This window comes from Flavobacterium sp. (genome assembly GCF_043778725.1).
In the GTDB taxonomy this organism is placed as follows: domain Bacteria; phylum Bacteroidota; class Bacteroidia; order Flavobacteriales; family Flavobacteriaceae; genus Flavobacterium.
The window spans coordinates 1-19,556 of sequence record NZ_JAYWFT010000112.1 but is presented as its reverse complement, the minus strand read 5'-3'; the positions used below and the strand labels follow the sequence as shown (position 1 = coordinate 19,556).

The window sequence follows — 19,556 nt, the reverse complement described above, 5'->3', positions numbered from 1 at the left end:
TATTTTAGTCTATTACTTTTACTTTACCAGTTACTACTTCGCTTATTAATGCCGAGCGGTATTCGATGAGTAAATCGATTAATTTTTTTGTTTTCTTTATTTTAGAATCTATTCTACTAGATTCAAGTTCAATATGATTAACAATTTTTTCTTGTTCTTCAATTGGAGGAACAGTTATCCTTAATGTTTTTAGTATTTCTTGACTAATGTTTGGTTGCCCACCACCGTAACTCATATTTATTATTTCTTGTTTTACTGAAAATAAATAATAGAACAAAAACATGGTAGTATGATGCAAAGGATTACTCATTACGCAGCAAGCTTGATTAACAGTAGTTTCAATTTTTAATAAACCAAGTTTTCCAATTGTAGCTCCGTACATTGCAATTACAATCGAATCTACCGGGTAAACTTTTAAGGATGTATAATCTTCTATTGCTTTGTCAGTTATTTTTTTTGAGGTTTCAAATATTTCCCCATCATTTAAATCTCCTGTAAGTAACCAATTTATATAACCGTTAAAATAATATTCGTCTTCTCCAGATTTTGGAGTAGTTCCACTTCCAATATTAGAAAAACACCAGCTTATTTTTTTGATATCCCAGTGTTTAGGAATTTCCCCCATCCAATCAATACCAGATTCTTTAACCTCTTTATTTTGATTTATTCCTTTACTTACAGCTAAACTAATTACAATCCTTTTTTCTTCTTCAAATAATTGAATTAACTGCTTTTTTTTACCAATAAGCTGGTCAATTTCTTTTGTTTTTTTGTCGATATAGTTGGCGATTGCTGTTTGTTCTTTTATATCATTTGGAACTGCAAAAGGTATTTGATTTAATACTTCTTGAGACATACTTGGAACAGCAGAACCATATTTATACAATTCGAAATTTATTGTATTACATAAATGATAAAAATATCTTGGATTTGTTGAAGGAAATATATCTGTATAATATGCTGTATCAACTGACCAAAATGGAGCTTCCATGTATTGCGGTTTATCAATAGTCCCTTTTCTTCCTAGAATTACTGAAGGTCCTTCGTGAAGATAACTATCAGTATAACCAAATGTTCCACCAGTTCCAATAATTGGAAATTGACCGTTTGCATCCCACACTTTTTTATGGTCTTGACCATTGCAAATTTTGGCAAGTCTTTTTAAAACTTTAATTTCCCAATGCTCTGGAATATCTCCAATCCATTCTATGTTAGAGGGTTTGTATTTTGAGTATTTTCTCATTTCTTCCAGATTTGTTCTGCAATTTTAAATAGGTTTTCGGCTCTTGTATCTATTTCAGATTCTTGCCAATTTTCTATTGCTAAATAGTCTGTTGTTTGTTTTAATGTAGAATAATCTTTAAGCTTTGCTCTTTTTTTATTCCAACTTGAATCTCTTAAAGCACTGTTTAATTTTCCTTGTATTAATGTTAGATTTCCTAAAGTTAACAGCTTACCGCTTCTAACTTCTTTAGTAATTCCATCGGGTAATGTTTTCCAGTTTTTAATCCAATTTTTTGGCATCATGTGTTCTACACTAAAACCGCTAAAGTTTAATTTTCTGTTATCAACATAGGCATGATTTAGTTCATACAAAGCAATGCAATATAAAACCTCTCGGCTGTATTTATTGATGAGGTATCTGTTGTAAAAGGCGTCTTTGAACTCAGTGTCTGATGGAAATTTATTGGTTACATCTGAATAACTATTTAGTTTAGCCAATAGATTTTCAGCCGTAATACTTTCCATTTTTTTAACTTCACTCAATATAGAAATAAATAAGTTATTGTAGTTTTTGGTAGTTAACTTGCAAATGGTTCTTCTTGAGATATACGATTCTAATACCTTGAGAATTTTAATTCTTTCCTCAAGATTGGTAACTTCTTTGTAAATCATCAATACTAATGGGAATATTGTATTAACATCAAATTCTCTAATGACATGGAAAAATCTTTTTTCGTGTTGGTCAAAGCTAATTTCAGCTAGATTTTCTCCGTCTGGCATTTCTTCATAAACCTTTGCATATTCATTAATATCCTTTGCGAAAGCTATTTTTTGGTCGGCAGTTTTATCTTTTAGGTAGTTTTTAAATTCTTTGAATAACGTATCTAACTTGACATTAGCTTCTTTTTTAATCACTAGATAACTGTATAGAAAAAGTTCTACTGTGGTTCGTCTAATTCTTCCAGATGTTTTTTCTTGGTTCCAAAAATCTATCGCATCTTCATCTGCTTCAAAAACAGATTGCCAGTACGTTTCATAATAAGCTCTAAGTTCTTGCTCTGAAAATAAATAATTTTTAAGTAACTCGGCAGTCGTTAGTTTTACTCCTAATGAATTGATTGTGTCAAATATTTGCTGTACATCATCATCAGCGTTTAGAGCCATGTGAATTACTGGTAACTTTTCAATTACGACATTAATGTATTTTCTAACATCATCAAGGTTGCAATCGGTTTCAATTTTATGTCTGTAATAAATATAACCTCCAACAATTCTATTTTCATTTTCTAATTTTTTCTCTACTTCTTCAAGTTTTAAACCTTTAAACTTATTCCATAATTCTTCATTATTGTTTTTGTCTTGGATAATAGATTGAAAATATTCACTATCTACTTTACTGTGCTGAATTCTGATTTTTTCGTTTCCGTATGAATCCTCAAAAGTTAGAAACTTATTTATCCATGTTTTGGCACTATCTTCAAGTGTAGCATCATGGAAAGCTTTTAATAACAAGCTAATAGTTGTCATTCGTTGTTGCCCATCAATTAACTCATATTCTGTAGCACCAACTTGAGAAGAAAGCATTTGTTTGATAATTATTGTACCTATAAAATGTTCACTTTTAAGGTTGTTATTAACTACCATTTCTTCATATTCTTCGATAATATTTTCCCATAATTCTGACCAATTATCTACTTTCCAAACATAACTTCTTTGAAAAAAAGGTATAATATATTGACTTGAACCATTTAAAAAGGATAGTAGTTTTTCTTTACTTGCACTTAGCATATCTGTATTTTTTAATTTAATATTGTTTTTTCTGCCTCAACAGTTTTTTCTTCCAATGCCATAATATTAGCTTTGATTTCTGCTAATGGGCGTAATGGTTTGAATTCGTAGAAATACTTTGTGAAGTTGATTTCGTAACCTGTTTTGGTTTTACTTTCATCAACCCAAGCCTTTGGGAGATGCGGTTTTACTTCGGATTTAAAATATTCTTTTATCACTTGTGGCACTAATTTACCGTCGCTACTCTTTTTCAAAAAAGGAATGTTTTCATAATCTCTCATGGTTGAATCGGGTTTTGGATTGCCAGAACGATCTGTTACTACTTTTCCATTTTCTAATAATGGTTGTTCTACGGTTATTCTCCAATAGCCAAAAAATTCATTTGGGTAAATTTTACTGAATTCGTTTTCTTCAAAATTACCATACAATTGGGTTATGAAACCAATTCCTTTGGTTGTTCCGTTTTCTGGTATTTCCTTACGTTTATTACCTAGACTTTTATCTTTTTTATTCCAGAAGCGATTGAATTCTAATTTGCCTTCTTTTAAAAATTCTTCATCTTTTATTCCAGTAGCATTAATTAGTTGAATTTTACCCTTTCTGACTTTACTTTTATGATTGGTTACAATCCAAATGTAAGTTGATATTCCGGTGTTATAGAATAATTGGTCTGGCATTGCAACTACAGCTTCTAACCAGTCGTTTTCTATTATCCATCGGCGAATGTTACTTTCTCCGCTTTCGGCAGCACCAGTAAATAGTGGAGAACCATTAAAGACAACTGCTATTCTTGTTCCATCAGGTTTCATTTTAGACATCATGTGTTGCAAGAACAATAATGAGCCATCATTGATACGCGGTAAACCTGCACCAAAACGACCAGACATTCCCTTTTTATCTGCCTCGGCTTTAATGATTTTTTCGGCTTTTTTCCAATCGACACCAAATGGCGGATTAGATAGCATGTAATCGAACTTGTCGAATTCTAAACCATCAACAGTAAAAGTATTTCCGAATTTGATATTGGAAGGATTTTGACCTTTAATCAACATATCCGATTTGCAAATTGCATACGATTCCGGGTTGATTTCTTGACCGAAAACTTTGAGTTCTGCTTTTGGGTTTAAATCATTCAGATAGGTTTCTGCAATTGAGAGCATTCCGCCAGTTCCACACGCAGGATCATATAATGTTTTTACAATTCCTTCTCGTGTTAATATGCTTTTATCTTCATTAAATAAAAGGTTTACCATTAATTTAATAACCTCACGAGGTGTAAAGTGTTCTCCAGCAGTTTCGTTGGATTGCTCCGCAAATTTTCGGATTAGTTCTTCAAAGACATATCCCATTTCCATAGAGTCCATATCGGATAAATCTATTTCTTGGAATTTCTTTAGCACACGAAATAAAATGTCTGCTTTAGGGTCATCCATTCTGTCAATTTGGTCATCAAAAGTGAAATACTCAATTATTTCTCGTGCACTAGTTGAAAACCCACTGATGTAGTTTCTTAAATTGACCGCAACGTTATTTGAATCGGCAATTAGCTTATCAAAATTGAATTGACTTTTGTTGTGGAAATTGAATCCAGCAACTTTGTTTAAGGCAATATCTTTTGCACTTTCTTTAAGTGAATCTACTTTTGGCAAATAGGCAAGGACTTTATCTTTAGTTGGTTCTAAAACGCAATCTAATCTTCTTATTACAGTTAGTGGCAATATTACTTTTCCGTAATCGGATTGTTTATAATCGCCACGTAATAAGTCAGCTACTTTCCAGATTAGATCTGCTTTATCTTTGAAATTTTTCATTTATATATTTAATTAAAGCATTTATACCAATAGTAAAAAGCTTCTGGGTTGTTCTTTTTTAACTTGTTTAATTTATTGTATTCCGGGTCTTCAATTAGCCAATCTTTTATTTCGAGAGGATTTTTGAAACTTTCGATTTTTATTTCTTTTTCGGATTGTATTAGATTGGTTAGGTAAGCGACTTTAGCAGCTGCTGTTATTGCTTCATCAATGCTAAATCTATCAATAGTAAAATTGGTAAAGTTTCGGATGCCGAGTTGTAAATGATTGTATTCGTCTGATTTGATATCTCTTTCAGCTAAGATATAACACGCTTGCCAAGTATCTTCTAATACTTCTTTTGCTGTTATGTCTAATTTTCGGAAACCGATTTCTTCTTTAACTACTTTGTTGTAACTGCTTCTGACTATTTCTAAATTAGCTATATTATCGAATAGGAATGCAATATCGTATAGCTGTTTTATAATTTCTACAGGACGGTTTTTACTGTATAGTATTCCGGTTGTTTTTGGTGCAAATGCTGTTAGCTTGTCGCCAAGAATTGCATCAAAAGTTGGCATTGTAATTATAATTTCTTCCTTTGAGGTAGAAAGCCATGGATGTTTTATTGGCAATTCGCGAACTTCGGGATATGGATTTGGTGTATAGAGTAGGTCTAACAATATTGGTTCTGTATTTCCATCCACAACGCTTTTGTAATAGGTTTTGAAATGTCCTATTGGTGCATCTGGTGAGTGTTTACGGTTATTGTCGTCTTCCCAACTCAAAAATATTTTTTCTTCTACTATTTTTTGCAGTACGGCTATTATTTCTTTTTCGGAGTGTTCCGTAATAATGTCAATATCGATTGAGAAACGTTTCGGTTTTTCGGTTGCCAATAGCAATGCTGTTCCGCCCTTGAATGTAAAGTTTAATCCATTTAATTGTAATTGTTCCAATAGTGTTAGAGCCCAAATTACTTTTTCGATTAATTTGGGATCAATACGTTTTCCTATCTTACTTTTTAAGTTAAGAATCCAATCGATTGTTTGGGTTTCGCTGTTAATCATATTGCTGTTTTAATCTCTAAAAGCCACTTATTGTATGAAGCTTCTGTTTATCATTTGCTCTAATTCTTGTTCTTTGTTTCTTCTTATTGCATAGCGTTTCATTTTTGCTTTATTGACATCGTATTTATTAAAAGCTGCTTTGTAAATAAAATCTAATTCTCCTTGCTGTGCTGCGAAAAGTTCCTTATCGATAATTATGTCTACTAATAACTTCTCTAGTGTTGGTATCGTGATTTTATTGTTTTTTGCTGTTGGAGATTCGGTTACTAAATTTTTAATGATAGTTACTTCCTCAGTATTTGAGCTTATGTACCTTTCTAAAATTTCTTCATTAGGATTGAAGTACACGTTTTTTGTCCATTCGCTTAGTACATTAAAAACTTGTTCTTCCGCTTCTTTATCGACTTCAATGATGGTAAAATTTTTGAAAGGTTGGTGTCGCATTAAGTCACTCAACCACTTTGTATTCCAAACACAGATTTCTATAAATGGAAATTCCTTATGTATTTTATTGTATATCTTTTTTAAGTTTTGATTGATTTCCGGATTGAAGATTTGTTTATCGCTTATTGAATAAAACCCTCTAGCTGGATTGTTTATTTTACCTGCTTTTTTGAGTTTAGATAGATAAACAGTTATCGTCCCTTCCGAAAGCTCTGGAAAGTCTCTATTGATTAAGTTTCCTAATTCTTCTCTGGAAAGTTGGGTGTTGGATTTGAAGTAACTCTCTATTGTATTTTCAATCGTTTTTGCCACTTTATTCTGATTTATGGCGTGAATGTACTACTTTTTATTTAAAAATTAAGTTTTGGCAGTGAAATAGTTTTATTGCCGAAAGTTAACTTTATGATTTGACGGTTTATTTGTCACAGATTTGGAATAAATTTGTGAAAAGATTTCATTTGCGATTTACTACACATTGTGTAGCAGATTGCAAATGAAATATACTATCTAACGAGAGTAAATTTATATGATATTTACCTTCGTTTGTTTATTAAGCGTAAATTTTACCCTCGTTTGGTATTGCATAATAAACTAAAATTTGTACAATAAACTTGGTTGGTTTATTGTGTAAATTTTAGTTTATCGTTTTTATTTTCATGCGTTTATTTCTAAAAAATTATGTTTCGTAGTTTAAATGTCAGGTTAAACCTCACTCATACGATACAAAACATAACTTTTGATTTAGAAAATTAAGCTTTGGCAGTAGTATAGTTTTATTGCCAAAACTTAATTCCTATTTTCGTTTGTCTATTGCATTTCTGTCATAGGCAATCAAATTACATAGTTCTCTCAATCTGCTTCTTACTCGATTTCCATATTGCTTTTCAATTTCACTTGCTGAAAGGTTGGTTGTTATGTGCGTTTGGATTTTTTTAACTGTAAAAATATCGTAGCGACTCAATAGAATTTCTGCCATTACATTGCATTCGTTTCCGAAGTATTTTAGGTTATTTTCTATTCCTAAATCGTCGAAGCATATTGTTTTAGGTTCAGATTGATAGAGTTTTCCTTTACTGTATTTGTGTATTATTTCGTAACCGTCCTGGATAAATTCAAAACTGATGTCTCGACATGGTTTTACGAAAAATTTATGTTCAGTTGGTGTTAGGTATTTCATTAAATTTAATAATGAGGTTTTGCCACAGCCGACTGGTCCAGAAAGTAGAATTCCTTTGTTGAGGTCTATGTTGAATTGAAAACAAGTTGCTTCGTCTTTTAGGAAATAGGCAATGAGTTTGTAAATTATGGGATGATCTGTTTCAAGGATTTTGAAATGATTTCCGTATAACTCGATGCCTTTCTTCTCAAGCCAAAGGATTACTTCCTCGTAGTTGTAGTTGGTTTTTATTTCTGTTTCCATAAGTTTAAAATTTAACTGCAAAGTAAGATTGCTTTGTTCCTCGCAATGACAGTTACAAAGGTTCTGAATAATCTTTGTCGGTTGTGGTGTTGAGGTGTTTTGCTTTGTCAGTTTTGGGTTCGTTGGTGTTGAATTTATTTGCGTTTAGCATCCAGTTTTTAGCTGCTGCTTGCCAATCGACCATTGGTGTTTTTCCACCAACTAACCAACCGTTGCTGGAGAAATAATTGAAAAACTTATTGGCTTCGAGTTCTGGGAAGTTATTTTTCAGAAAAAATATTTTGGCATTTTCGATTGTTGGCTTCTCGACTGCGCTCGAAGTGACAAACTCCTTTTCTTTTTTGGCGGAACTTTTTTGCCGACTTTCATCAGTTTGTTTTTTTTCGGTGTCGGCGAATGCGAAAAGCATTTCTTTTTTTTCCTCAACAACATTTTTTAAAACTTCATCTTCATTTTGAAAATTTTGAGTTTGCTCACCCAAGTTTAAATCGTTTGAAATGTTTGTTTTGTTTATATTGTTTATAGAAGGTACTAGCGCTTGTTCAGTGCTTGTTTCATCACTAGTTTGATGCTTGTTCAGAACCTGTCCTGTGTTTGGTAAAATTTTTTCGATTTTGCTTGCTCTTTTTTGAACTGGTTTTAGGTCTTCTGAGAAATTAAAAAGTATGACCATACTGCCCTTGAATGGGTTGAATGATGGCTCGTATTTGATATATCCCTTTTCGTTTAGTTCTCGCATACATTTGTGATAAGTTGCTTTGGAACAAATTTTACTAATACGCATTACTTCGTCACGAGTTATGCTTATTGGATTTTGAAAACGGTTTACATTCCAGAATTGGAATAATGATACATATAGACTAATATGTGTTGGGTTTAAGCTGCGGTCTTGAACTATACGATCAAAGAAACCTGTTAAATGCTTTATGTAGTTCATACCCAAATTATTTAAAAAGAGTAGGTAAAGCATTTACTTTATTTCCGTTAAGTAGCTTTTCAATATCTGAATATGCATAATACATAGTGCCACCAACTTTAGTATAGGATAGTGTCCCATTGATGCGAAGGTTTTGTAAAGTACCAGAAGAAATATTTAACAACTTACGGACTTCACTAGATTTGAGCCATTGTTTTGTAAGTTGTGTTTTGGTCTGGAGGATTTCTTTTAAATCTGCTAAAAGTAGTATGCGAAACTCGTTTAAGTCTTCGCGCGTAATAACTTCGATTGCCATAATGTGCCGTTTTATATTGTTATGGTACAAATTTTAGGGTTTTGATTCAATAAAATTCACAACACAAACCGAGTTGTGAGCGATTTTATTTAAATGAGAACAAATCAAAGTTTAAACTGACTCGTCAGAATTACTCATTCTTTTCTCTAAAGCATCTTTTAAAGTGTTTAAAAATTTTGCCCTTTCCGTCTTGCGTACTCTAATTTCAAGGAAAGTTCTCCGATATTGTCCTAAATCAACATTGAAAATATTTTCGAAATATTCGGCAATTTCTTTTAAATCTGTTGTGCCATTATTGAATACTTTTTCGGATTGCAAAGCATATAACAATTCAATTAAGGCAACTTTTGGAGCTGTCCAAGTGAGTTTTGTGTTGTGATTGTGTTGTGACTTTTCTTTTGGACCTTTATTGGTTAGTGCCAATAATTTGGCTTCTAAATATACCTGAACTAAATCGTGTGCCAATATTTTAGCTACTTTGAAGTCATGAGAAGTTGAAAAATTATGATCTACTTCAAAAAAGAAACTATCTATCGTGAGTTTTACATCGAAGTTGCCTCGAACAAAATATTTGAAGTCCAAATAATTGTTTCCGGTTCTGTAATATTTGTAAAAGTCTAAATTGTTGTCGAAGTAGCGTTTTAATTTGTCAAGCTCGTTGTTAAGATATTTTTTTACTACACGTTCTCCACCATAAGGGTTTTTGGTTTCGATTTTGTAAACAATGTTATAATAAACAAGTTTTGAAGTGAATTTTGGCTTTATATTCTTGAAAAAATCTATTTCCTGTTCTTGGTTTTTGAAGTTTTCTTTAAGAAATAAAATTTTGAGTTTTTGAATCGATTTAATAATAATTTCAATTGCTTTTTCACATCTTTTTAAAGTGTCGTCAATTTCTAAATCTATAAAATTGAGTTGTTCGTTGAGGTCGGAAAGGAGTAGGTTAATTTTAGAGTTCAATTTTTATTTTTGGGTATTAATTTCATATTTCATAAAAAAATGCGAAATCTAAAATTGAATAGATTTCGTAATCATGTTACTCTTTACTTTCAAAATCTGCATATCATCGATAACTTTTTTATCCAATATTTTAGCATAATGTTGGGTTATTTTGATATTTGCATCTCCTAGCATTTTACTCACGCTCTCTATTGGAGCACCATTTGTAAGCGTTACAGTAGTTGCAAAAGTATGCAGGGCTGTGGAAGATTAAATCTTTTTCAATCTCACAAACGCATGCTATTTTCTTTAAATAAGCATTCATTTTTTAATTTGTCAAAATTGGAAGTAGTTTATCTTCATGGGTGCTTTTTGGGTGGTCTGCATATTTGTCAATATCATTTGAGTAACTGAAAGGATTAGAATTTAGAGTCGGCTTTAATTATCTGTGTGTATTCATGATAATCAATTCCGAAAATTATATTATAATACAATTATTTTTTTATTGTTAATTTATAAACTCTGAAAACAAAATAAGCACAAAGTATTGCGATTGCGATTGCCAAGTAACCCAATACATAAAAGTTTTCTATAGGACTAGTTTTTGATTTTTGAATAATAATAAACCCTGAAATTACAGTACCCAAACCACCAGCAATTTGTTGTAAAGACGATGAAATACTCATATATGCACCTCTATCTTCTTTGTTTGGCATCATTGAATTTAATGCTTGAAATGGTACCATTCTACTCATTATTGAAGCAAACATAATTACGTTTATCACCACAACCGACCATAATGGAACTATTGGCAAATTAGTATAGATCGCTATCATAATTATTGAGGTAAAAGTGCCAAAAAGAAATATCTTCAATTTACTGTATTTATCACTCAATTTTCCAACAATAGGCATCATAACCAAAGATGACAAGCCTGTTATCATAAATATTATTGGTAAATTACTACTTGCAATGTGAATATTGTTTACCAAATAAATAGTCATAAAAGGCATTATCATATACCCTCCTATAGATAAAAATGTAATTCCCAAAAAACCAACTTGGTATTTTTTGTTTTTTACGGTATGCCATAAATGAAGAAGCGGTTTTTTATCTGATACTATTTTAAGATGTTCATTTATTGATTTTAGTTTAAATATGATAATTAGAACAACAATCAAAGCCAAAATTACAATCAAAAAGAAAGTATAATGCCAGCCTAATTTGTTAGCAATAAACAACCCAAATGGAATTCCTAAAATTTGACTGCCTGCAAAAGCCATTTGAACAAAACTCATTGCTCTGCCACGTTGATATGGCATAAATAAATCGGAAATAATTGTTAACACAATTGAGCTTATAACACCTCCAAAAAATCCTGTGAAAATCCTTGCTATTAATAAACTTATGTAAGTGTTTGATAATGCACAAAATAAAGTTCCGATTATGAATCCAGTGTAAAAGAAAATTAAGGCTTTTTTTCTATCGAATTTGTCCATAAATCCAGCCGCAATAATTCCTGATGCAGCTGCACTAAAAGCATAAGAAGAAACCGCGAAGCCAAATTGTTTTGTCGTTATATTCAATGTTTTAATCAGAATATCTCCAATTGGTGAAATAATAGTAAAATCTAAAACTACCGTAAATTGAAGTATAGCTAATACAAAAATTATAAGTTTCTGATAGGATGTAAAATTGGCGTTAATTATATCTTCCATTTTAATTTGTAAAAGAATTAAACATATTTAACAATTCTTGTAAAGCATTTTTAGAATGAAATATTTCAGTGCTTTGTAATTTTATTGCCGTTACTTCGGAGGATAAAGTTAATCCTCCTAGACTACCATCAATAATTGCTGTTTTTTTGATTTGTAGTAACATATTTTTTTGTTTTTTATTCACTATAAACATTATTATTTACGATGCCCTTCTTCTCTTTGTTTCATTAACTCTTCAAAGCTAATATCGGAATGAATGCCTTCCTCTGCTTGGCTGGTTCCGTCTTGGGCTTCGGCAGCATATACAAACATTTTTTGTTCATAATCTTTGATAGCAGCATCAATATCGGAAAAATCACCTTCGGTTAAATTGATAGCTAAATTCAAGGCATCTAGCAAACCAACATTTACACCAACTCCTGCAAATGGTGGCATTAAATGAGCTGCATCGCCAACTAGTGTAATGTTAGTTTCTTTGCTTTTCCAGCCATTTTCAACGTTTAACATTCTCATTGCAAGACTTGTAAAATTATCTGTAGCAGCAAATAATTCTTTAAAAGTTGGATGCCAATTAGCACATTTTTCATTCATAAATGCTACAATACTTTCTTTGTTATTCAAATCGATGTTAGCCTTTACAGCCCAATCTTCATCTGCCTTGAATGATAGATAATAATTTAATGCTCCTTTTGCTTTAACTTGGCAAAACAACATTTTTCTATCAGAAATAGTCATCGTATTCTCTTCCTTACAAAGATTTTTATAGTTGGGGCAGGAAATTTCAGGATTTAAAACTTCTCCCTGTAAAACAAATGTTCCTGTGTATTTAGGCGTTAAATCGGTTACATATTTTCGGGCATTACTTTGACCGCCATTCGCAACAATTACAATATCAGCTATTACATTTTTCCCGTTTTTAAATTGTAAATGAAATTGATTTTCTTTTTTCTCAAGATTTATTAATTGACTATCCCATTCAACAGTATTCTCATTTAAACTTTCAAGTAAAATTCGACGCATATCGTTCCGGTCTATTTCTGGTCTCTCAAATTTGTTTTCTTCAGTAGGCATAACTTCTTCTACTACGTTGGCTTGAATATCTATAGCTCTTTCGCCTGTTGGTCGTGCATTTTTGAAGAATAACTCTAAAAGACCTGCTTTTACAAACGCTAGTTGCCCCGTATCGTTATGAATATCAAGTGTACCGCCTGATATTCTTGTTTCTGCATTCAAGTCTCTTTCATACACTTTTACATTTACTCCTTTTTGTTGCAGTAAAATAGCAGTAGTTAATCCTACTGGACCACCACCTATAATTGCAATCTTTTTGTTTTCTGTTAAATTATTTTTCATAATAAATTGGATATATGTATTAATATTGATGCGAATTTACAACGGTATATAGAGATAAAATAGTTACATTTGGTATATAAATATTCCTAAACGGCATTTATGATAAACATCACTATAAAACAGCAAATTGGTATGCTTCAGAAGTTTGCCGATATTTTAGAGTCACCGTTAGAAAATGGGAAATTAACGATACCCATAAATAAAGGGAAAGGATATTTAAAGGGTTTATTTTTAGGAAACGGAATGGGTATGATGATTCGTAACTATGAATTATATGAAGATATGCTTGTGAGTAAAAAAGGTGATAATGAAGCTATAGATAGAATTATTATAAATTTCTCTAATATTTTTTTTGATGACGAAGGTATTAGAAGTGAATTAACACCTAAAGATTTACCAACAGTTCAAATAGGAAAAGGTAAAATTGATATTGAAATGCTTATCCCTAAAAGAGTAAAGTATCGAACTATACTTATTGGCATTGACAAAAAAAGATTAAAAGAATTATTAGGTGAACAAAAGGGTATAATTATTTACGAAGAGATTCTAGAAACAGAACATGTTTTATTATTTGAAGAGATTATTACTCCTGCTATACAAAAAGTAGCCAATGAAATAATTGAATGTGCAGTTCCTCCTAATTTACAAAATGTATATTGGAAAATAAAAGCTAACGAAATTATCTGCCTGTTATTTGCAGAATTATTTAAAAGAGAAAATAGTCCAGTTCAAAATTTGAATGAAAACGATGTTGTAATTATTTATCAAATAAGAGACCAAATATTACAGCAATTGAATGTGCCGCCTTTGCTCTCGAATCTTGCAAAACAATCTGGAATGAGTGAGTCGAAACTTAAAAAACTATTTAAACAGATTTTTGGAAATAGTATTTTTAATTATTACCAAACTTTTCGAATGAAAGAAGCTGCAAGGTTATTAAACGAAAAAAAGTTAACAGTATCAGAAGTTGGTTATCATCTGGGGTTTTCTAATATGAGCCACTTTGGAAAAATTTTTGAAGAACATATTGGTATGAAACCGAAGAAGTATTCTTCTTCGGTTTAAAAATAGTTAATTATTGAAATCGGCTCCTTCATTATCCTGTATCATTTTCAAAATAATTTCAATTCTATTAGCAATGAGGCAATCGTATTTGCCTCTTCTGAATTCTGTCATAATTCCGATCAAGAACGATTCTGAAACAATTTCATTTTTATCTTTATTAAAGTCAATAATTATATACCATAAGCCACCACCACTAAGACCATAATGTTCAGTCTTTATTTTTTCAAGTTTTTCAGTTTTAATATTTATTGCTTTGCCCAGAAATTCAAGGACATAATGAGTAAAAGGATTTAATGAATAATATTGAAAAACTTTATCTTGACTTGGTAACATATAATAAGCTGAACCAAATGTTTTTATATCAGAAGATTCTTTTCTTTTATTGATTACTGGATATCCAAAAGCACAATAGCTTGATTCATGAAATATTTTTTCATGAAATAAAAATCTATGGTATGGAAGAAACCTATACGATTGAACCAAAAGTGATACTAATTGAGGTTTAAGTTTTATGTATGCAGCATCGATTTTTTCTTCTTTTTCCATTTCTGTTCCATAGCCTTTTCCAACTATTGATACATAATCATCTTTGATTTTAACAAATAAATGATTCGAATCAGACCAATCTTCAATTACATGTGATGCGGTTAGAAGATAAAATTCATCCCCAAGAAAAACAAAAACTCCAGAGGCAAATGGAACAACTCCTTTAGTTAAATCATTTTTGAAAAGTTGACAGGTGCAAAGACCTATATCATCTTCAATTAATTTGACATATTCAGCAGTGATTAAAGAATCAATGTAAGCATCTAATTCTTCATTTTCTTGTAGTTCTTCCATAAGATTATAAAAGTAATAATAAATCTGGATGACTTTAGAATTAACTGCCTGATTTCAAGTTTTCAAATTTAATTATCTGTAATTTTTCTTTCAAAATCATCATATCATCACTTACTTTTTTATCTAAAATTTTCGCATAATGTTGTGTAGTTTTAATATTGGTATGTCCAAGCATTTTGCTCACGCTCTCAATCGGAACCCCATTTGTAAGCGTTACAGTCGTTGCAAAAGTATGTCGGGCAATGTGGAAGGTTAAATCTTTTTGAATGCCGCAAACATCCGCTATTTCCTTTAAGTAGCTATTCATTTTTTGATTACTTAAGACTGGAAGTAATTTGTTTTCATTTATACATTGTGGATAGGCTGCATATTTTTGGATTAGTTCTTCCGGAATAGGAAGTAATGGAATTCGAGAAGCGGTTTCTGTTTTTTGACGGTGTGTAAAAATCCATTTGCCACCATCGATACCCAAACTAATATTTGATAGTGTTAGTTGTTTTACATCAATATATGCCAATCCTGTAAAGCAAGCAAAAACGAAAATATCTTTGACTTGGTTTAATCGCTCGGTTGCGAACTCTTTTGTATAAATAGTTTGGATTTCTTCTTGAGATAAAAACTCTCGTTCCACTTCACGGATTTTAGCTTTATAATTTACGAATGGATCTTTGTCTAACCATCCATTAGAAATGCAAAGCTTTACTATTTTCTTAAAATTCTTTATGTATTTGACCGCTGTGTTATTGGCACATTTTCGAACACTTCGCAAAAAGAATTCGTATTCTGTAATAAAAGCGTGGTCAATATCTTTTATGTCAATATCTGAAACGGAATATTTCCATTGTATAAATTCAATTGTATGTTTCAAAGATGTTTTATACCGCTCTAATGTTCCTGGTGCAAATTCTTGGCCAACTAAAGTTTCAACTTTATCATTATGCTCTTGAAATATTGGAACCAACATTCTGGCTCTTTGTTCTGTGCCTTGCAATTTAGATTTTAAACCAGATGCTGTTGCAGTGGTTTTGTCTTTCATTATAGTATGATGTGCATCGTAAACTTGCTGCTCTAATGTTTTCAAATAAAGATTTAAAGATTTAACTTCATCTGAAGAACCTGAAACCTTTTGAAGTTTGTTGTCCCACTTATCGGGTTGAATGTATCTTTTGGAGGCAATTTCTTTTGGCTTTCCATCGATAGTAATTCTCAAATAAATTGGAGCGGTGCCGTTGGCTTTGATTTTGCTTTTCTTGATAAAGAAAAGAAGGTTGAATGTTTTGTTCATTTTGTGGTGACTTTAAGTTTGATAAAATTATACTTCTTAAACACTTCCTACAAGATGTTCAAGACGTGAACACCTTATTATACAAGTGTTTCAGCGATTTCTAGTGACCTATTTGGGATTATGCAAATAGGTCACTAAATAGGTCACTAAATAGGTCACTGAAAGAATACCATTTAATGAACTTTTGTGGTATAGCCACTAATGAAAAAACGCCGTAAAACATAAGTTTTACAGCGTTTTAGCTTTTTTTGTATTTCTACTGGCGGAGAAAGAGGGATTTGTCTGCTACAAAAGTCACCAATAAAATCAATACTTCGCAAAGTATTTTATTTAAGTGACACCTCGACTGACACCTCTTTATTAGGATTACAATTATCTTAATTCAAAGTAGTCAAATATAAGCATAATAATCTGAATACTAAAGTATCAAGACTAAAAAATGAACTAGTTATTTAACGATATGTTTATCTAAAATGGTTTAAAATAGAGTTGGGATTTATCTGCATTTTAACCAAAAATCAAATGAGCTACTTGTTCATATTTTAATCCTGCATAGGAACAAAACTCTTCGATAGTTAAAAACTCATTTTCGAGCTTGTTGAGGTCAGTTTTCACTTTTTGCATTAATCTGGTACTTTGGCGATAACTCTTGCCTGTTATGCGCTGTATGTCTTTTGGATAAATGCACACCCTCTGTTTTTCAAATTTCATACACTATCTATGCCTTTGACTAGGCTTTGATTAGCTTAAACCTACTGATTAGTAAAGTTTAAGATTATACAAAAGTAAGTTTTTTTGAAATATAAATTTTTCCTGCAATTTACGGTTGTTTTATGTGCTTTTTGATAGGCATTTATGTCGATTTAAGCCATTTGTGTCGCTTTGAGACATATGGTAGTGAACTTGTTTTTTTATTCTGTTTAATTGGCTAAAATTTGTTTCGAAATCGGATAAAAGATGTTGCAACTGAAAAGATGATTTAGAGATTTTAAAAATGAATTTTAATCTAAATTTTAGAAATTATGGCAAGACAGAAAGGCATAATTAAATTGAAAGGTACTATCGGAGATATTACTTTTTACAAAACCCAAGACGGGCATTTGGCGCGTGAAAAAGGTGGCATTGATGCCAGCAGAATCAAAAGTGATCCTGCGTTTCAAAGAACGCGTGAAAATGGTTCTGAATTTGGTCGAGCTGGTAAGGCAGGAAAAATTTTGAGAACGGCTTTGAGAGCTTTGCTTTTGAATTCTGCCGACGGCAGAATGGTAAGTCGTTTAACTCAAAGAATGGTGCAAGTCATCCAAGCTGATTTAATCAGCGTCAGAGGTTTGCGAAATGTTATTGATGGTGAAGCAGAACTTTTAACAGGTTTTGAATTCAATATTCGTGGGAAACTGGGCACCAGTTTATTTGCTCCTTTTGTGGGAGTAATTGACCGTGTTACAGGAAACATCACAGTTGATTTGGCTTCATTTATTCCTGCCAATATGATTGCTGCACCTAGTGGAACAACCCACTTTAAAATTATTTCTGCTGGTGCGGAAGTCGATTTTGAAGCGGAAACATTTGTTGAAGCGCATTCAGAAACGGCAATTTTACCTTGGGACACAACCGCTACAGCTGTAATTAGTCAAACAAATGCTGTAACTCCAGCCAGTACAAAACCTTTGTTTTTGGCTCTTGGAGTTGAGTTTTACCAAGAAGTAAATGGTCAAATGTACCCATTGAAAAATGGTGCGTTTAATCCATTAGCATTGGTGCAAGTGAGCGGATTGTAAGATGGTTTTAATACTATCGAGAACTTATTTCCCTGATGGAACGAACGGAAAAATCGAATGCGAAGGCAAATTGATTTGTAAAACCATTGAATTGCCGTGGAAGATGAACGAAACGAAAGTTTCCTGCATTCCGGAAGGGAAATATTTTATAAAAAAGCGGTACAGCAAGAAATTTCAATGGCATTTGGAAATAATTAATGTAAAAAGCAGAAGTTTAATTCTGTTTCACCCTGCCAATAATGCTTTGCAAGAATTGAATGGTTGTATTGCTCCAGTAACAAAACTTTCTGGACCAGGTTTAGGTCTTATGTCTCGAAAAGCATTTTCTAAATTGAAAAATTTAGTATATCCAATATTAGACAAAAATGAAAGTATTGTTTTAATTGTTCAGTCTTAAAATAAGATTATGAAAAAAATAATAAATAGAGCGAAAGCTCCAACTCCGAAATTTTTTAAAGTGCTTCGAAATATTGGTTTGGTTTTAGCTGCTGTAGGCGGAACAATTTTGACTGCTCCGATTGCTTTGCCTGTCGTGGTTACTACAATTGGTGGATATGTTGCTGTTGCAGGAGGCGTTATTTCTGCGGTTAGCCAACTGACAACTACAAAAGAAGATGTCATTACAACACAGTAATTCAACGGTAATTAGTACCGCTGGCGGCACATTTTTGAGTGTTTTACCCAATTTACATTCGGAAGATGTTTTAAAAACTATAATTCTTGCCACACTTGGTGCGGTTGTTAGTTTTTCAATATCTTTGATTCTCAAATTTTTCATTAGAAAGCACAAAAAATAGTCTAATTCTAGTTGTGGTGACCTTTGGATTAGACATTAATGAAGCCCAAACCGCAAGGAATGGGCTTTTTTACGTTCTAAAATTAAACTTCCTCAAATAGGTTTAATGTAACTTCTAAAACCACAACTTCGGAATTATGGTTGTATAATTCTTGCCATTTTGCGCTGTCAATGGCTTTGGCTCTTGTGTCGAAAACTCCAAAACATACTCTTGATGCCTTGCTTTTCCAATTGTCGGTTTGGTACAAAATAAATAGTTTCATATATGTAGATTTTATTTGTTAGTGGTCATATATGTTATCGCCTTATTTTTTATTTGAGTTTGTTTGCAACAAACAAGTTGTTGGTGGCGAGTTCATTTTTGTCAATTTTAGGTTTATATGTGGGTTTATTTCTTGCAATACCTGTACAAAATAGCTTTGCGAATGTCATTTATTAACATCATATCTTCTTTGTACTGCTTTTCTTTTTTCTCCAGAAGTTTGAGAGCAGCAATATTTTTTTGATGTTGCTCGTGTTCCACCATCATTAAACTGGCTTGTGGATTGAATTGTTTTTTGAAATCTGGAAGGCGTAAAAATGGAATTACCGAACCAACTAAATGTTGATGCCAGAATTTTGTTTGCCATAAACTATAAGCAATGAAAAAAAGGCTTTCGCAATCTTCTTCGTTTTGAAAAATGACTACAAAACTGTTGGTAAATGGCTCTTTTTGTGGCTTTCCGCTATTCATTCCTTTGTTAAGTAGGAATAAATGAGGTTTTGTGTATAACGTGTCTTTTCGGTGCGTTTTGATAATGAAATTTGGCATATA

21 protein-coding genes are annotated in these 19,556 nt (G+C 31.8%); 5 read left to right on the top strand and 16 right to left on the bottom strand.

What is annotated here, in order from left to right; all coding sequences use genetic code 11:
* Positions 1-4: 4 nt before the first annotated feature.
* The 12 genes from ACH2CG_RS10745 to ACH2CG_RS10690 all read right to left on the bottom strand — a co-directional run bounded on the left by ACH2CG_RS10745 (position 5) and on the right by ACH2CG_RS10690 (position 12,978).
* Positions 5-1,243 (bottom strand): restriction endonuclease subunit S, encoded by a 1,239-nt coding sequence (locus ACH2CG_RS10745; protein ID WP_395065018.1) that lies wholly within the window; start codon positions 1,241-1,243, stop codon positions 5-7.
* Positions 1,240-3,012 carry a DUF262 domain-containing protein gene (locus ACH2CG_RS10740; RefSeq protein ID WP_395065016.1) on the bottom strand — a complete coding sequence of 591 codons (1,773 nt, stop codon included), beginning with the start codon at positions 3,010-3,012 and terminating at the stop codon, positions 1,240-1,242. The genes ACH2CG_RS10745 and ACH2CG_RS10740 overlap by 4 nt, the downstream gene beginning before the upstream one ends.
* A gap of 11 nt (positions 3,013-3,023) precedes the next feature.
* Entirely contained in the window at positions 3,024-4,823 is a 1,800-nt protein-coding gene (locus ACH2CG_RS10735) for an N-6 DNA methylase (RefSeq protein ID WP_395065014.1), read from the bottom strand.
* 8 nt (positions 4,824-4,831) lie between these two features.
* Positions 4,832-5,872: a nucleotidyl transferase AbiEii/AbiGii toxin family protein gene (locus tag ACH2CG_RS10730; protein WP_395065012.1), complete on the bottom strand. Its 1,041-nt coding sequence runs from the start codon at positions 5,870-5,872 to the stop codon at positions 4,832-4,834.
* Positions 5,873-5,899: 27 nt separating this feature from the next.
* Positions 5,900-6,628 (bottom strand): DUF6577 family protein, encoded by a 729-nt coding sequence (locus ACH2CG_RS10725; protein WP_395065010.1) that lies wholly within the window; start codon positions 6,626-6,628, stop codon positions 5,900-5,902.
* Between the two features lie 481 nt (positions 6,629-7,109).
* Positions 7,110-7,736, bottom strand: coding sequence for an ATPase (locus tag ACH2CG_RS10720; RefSeq protein WP_395065008.1), 627 nt, complete (start codon positions 7,734-7,736; stop codon positions 7,110-7,112).
* Between the two features lie 52 nt (positions 7,737-7,788).
* Entirely contained in the window at positions 7,789-8,673 is an 885-nt protein-coding gene (locus tag ACH2CG_RS10715) for a transcriptional regulator (RefSeq protein WP_395065006.1), read from the bottom strand.
* Positions 8,674-8,680: 7 nt separating this feature from the next.
* Positions 8,681-8,968: a helix-turn-helix domain-containing protein gene (locus ACH2CG_RS10710; RefSeq protein ID WP_395065004.1), complete on the bottom strand. Its 288-nt coding sequence runs from the start codon at positions 8,966-8,968 to the stop codon at positions 8,681-8,683.
* A gap of 111 nt (positions 8,969-9,079) precedes the next feature.
* A complete protein-coding gene (locus tag ACH2CG_RS10705) occupies positions 9,080-9,928 on the bottom strand; it encodes an RteC domain-containing protein (protein ID WP_011963653.1) in 849 nt (282 codons plus the stop codon).
* Positions 9,929-10,401: 473 nt separating this feature from the next.
* Positions 10,402-11,625: an MFS transporter gene (locus tag ACH2CG_RS10700; protein WP_395065001.1), complete on the bottom strand. Its 1,224-nt coding sequence runs from the start codon at positions 11,623-11,625 to the stop codon at positions 10,402-10,404.
* A 1-nt stretch (position 11,626) separates the two neighbouring features.
* Positions 11,627-11,788, bottom strand: a complete 162-nt coding sequence (locus ACH2CG_RS10695; protein ID WP_395064999.1) for a hypothetical protein — start codon at positions 11,786-11,788, stop codon at positions 11,627-11,629.
* 32 nt (positions 11,789-11,820) lie between these two features.
* Positions 11,821-12,978: an FAD-dependent oxidoreductase gene (locus ACH2CG_RS10690; protein WP_395064997.1), complete on the bottom strand. Its 1,158-nt coding sequence runs from the start codon at positions 12,976-12,978 to the stop codon at positions 11,821-11,823.
* Between the two features lie 99 nt (positions 12,979-13,077).
* Between ACH2CG_RS10690 and ACH2CG_RS10685 the strand changes: the two genes are divergently transcribed.
* A complete protein-coding gene (locus tag ACH2CG_RS10685) occupies positions 13,078-14,043 on the top strand; it encodes a helix-turn-helix domain-containing protein (protein WP_395064995.1) in 966 nt (321 codons plus the stop codon).
* 6 nt (positions 14,044-14,049) lie between these two features.
* Here ACH2CG_RS10685 and ACH2CG_RS10680 read toward each other — a convergent pair whose 3' ends face one another.
* Positions 14,050-14,883: a hypothetical protein gene (locus ACH2CG_RS10680; protein WP_395064993.1), complete on the bottom strand. Its 834-nt coding sequence runs from the start codon at positions 14,881-14,883 to the stop codon at positions 14,050-14,052.
* Between the two features lie 40 nt (positions 14,884-14,923).
* Entirely contained in the window at positions 14,924-16,168 is a 1,245-nt protein-coding gene (locus tag ACH2CG_RS10675; RefSeq protein ID WP_395064991.1) for a site-specific integrase, read from the bottom strand.
* A 1,022-nt stretch (positions 16,169-17,190) separates the two neighbouring features.
* Here ACH2CG_RS10675 and ACH2CG_RS10670 point away from each other — a divergent pair.
* The 4 genes from ACH2CG_RS10670 to ACH2CG_RS10655 are packed head-to-tail and all read left to right on the top strand — an operon-like array spanning position 17,191 to position 18,743.
* Positions 17,191-17,946: a hypothetical protein gene (locus ACH2CG_RS10670; protein ID WP_395064989.1), complete on the top strand. Its 756-nt coding sequence runs from the start codon at positions 17,191-17,193 to the stop codon at positions 17,944-17,946.
* 1 nt (position 17,947) lies between these two features.
* Positions 17,948-18,343, top strand: coding sequence for a DUF5675 family protein (locus ACH2CG_RS10665; RefSeq protein ID WP_395064987.1), 396 nt, complete (start codon positions 17,948-17,950; stop codon positions 18,341-18,343).
* Between the two features lie 9 nt (positions 18,344-18,352).
* Positions 18,353-18,580 (top strand): hypothetical protein, encoded by a 228-nt coding sequence (locus tag ACH2CG_RS10660; RefSeq protein ID WP_395064985.1) that lies wholly within the window; start codon positions 18,353-18,355, stop codon positions 18,578-18,580.
* On the top strand, positions 18,561-18,743 hold the full coding sequence (locus ACH2CG_RS10655; RefSeq protein WP_302135579.1) for a hypothetical protein: 183 nt from the start codon (positions 18,561-18,563) through the stop codon (positions 18,741-18,743). The genes ACH2CG_RS10660 and ACH2CG_RS10655 overlap by 20 nt, the downstream gene beginning before the upstream one ends.
* A gap of 82 nt (positions 18,744-18,825) precedes the next feature.
* Here ACH2CG_RS10655 and ACH2CG_RS10650 read toward each other — a convergent pair whose 3' ends face one another.
* A complete protein-coding gene (locus ACH2CG_RS10650) occupies positions 18,826-19,005 on the bottom strand; it encodes a hypothetical protein (protein ID WP_103725652.1) in 180 nt (59 codons plus the stop codon).
* A 125-nt stretch (positions 19,006-19,130) separates the two neighbouring features.
* On the bottom strand, positions 19,131-19,556 hold a 426-nt coding region (locus ACH2CG_RS10645; RefSeq protein ID WP_395064982.1), incomplete at its 5' end, for a DUF6943 family protein.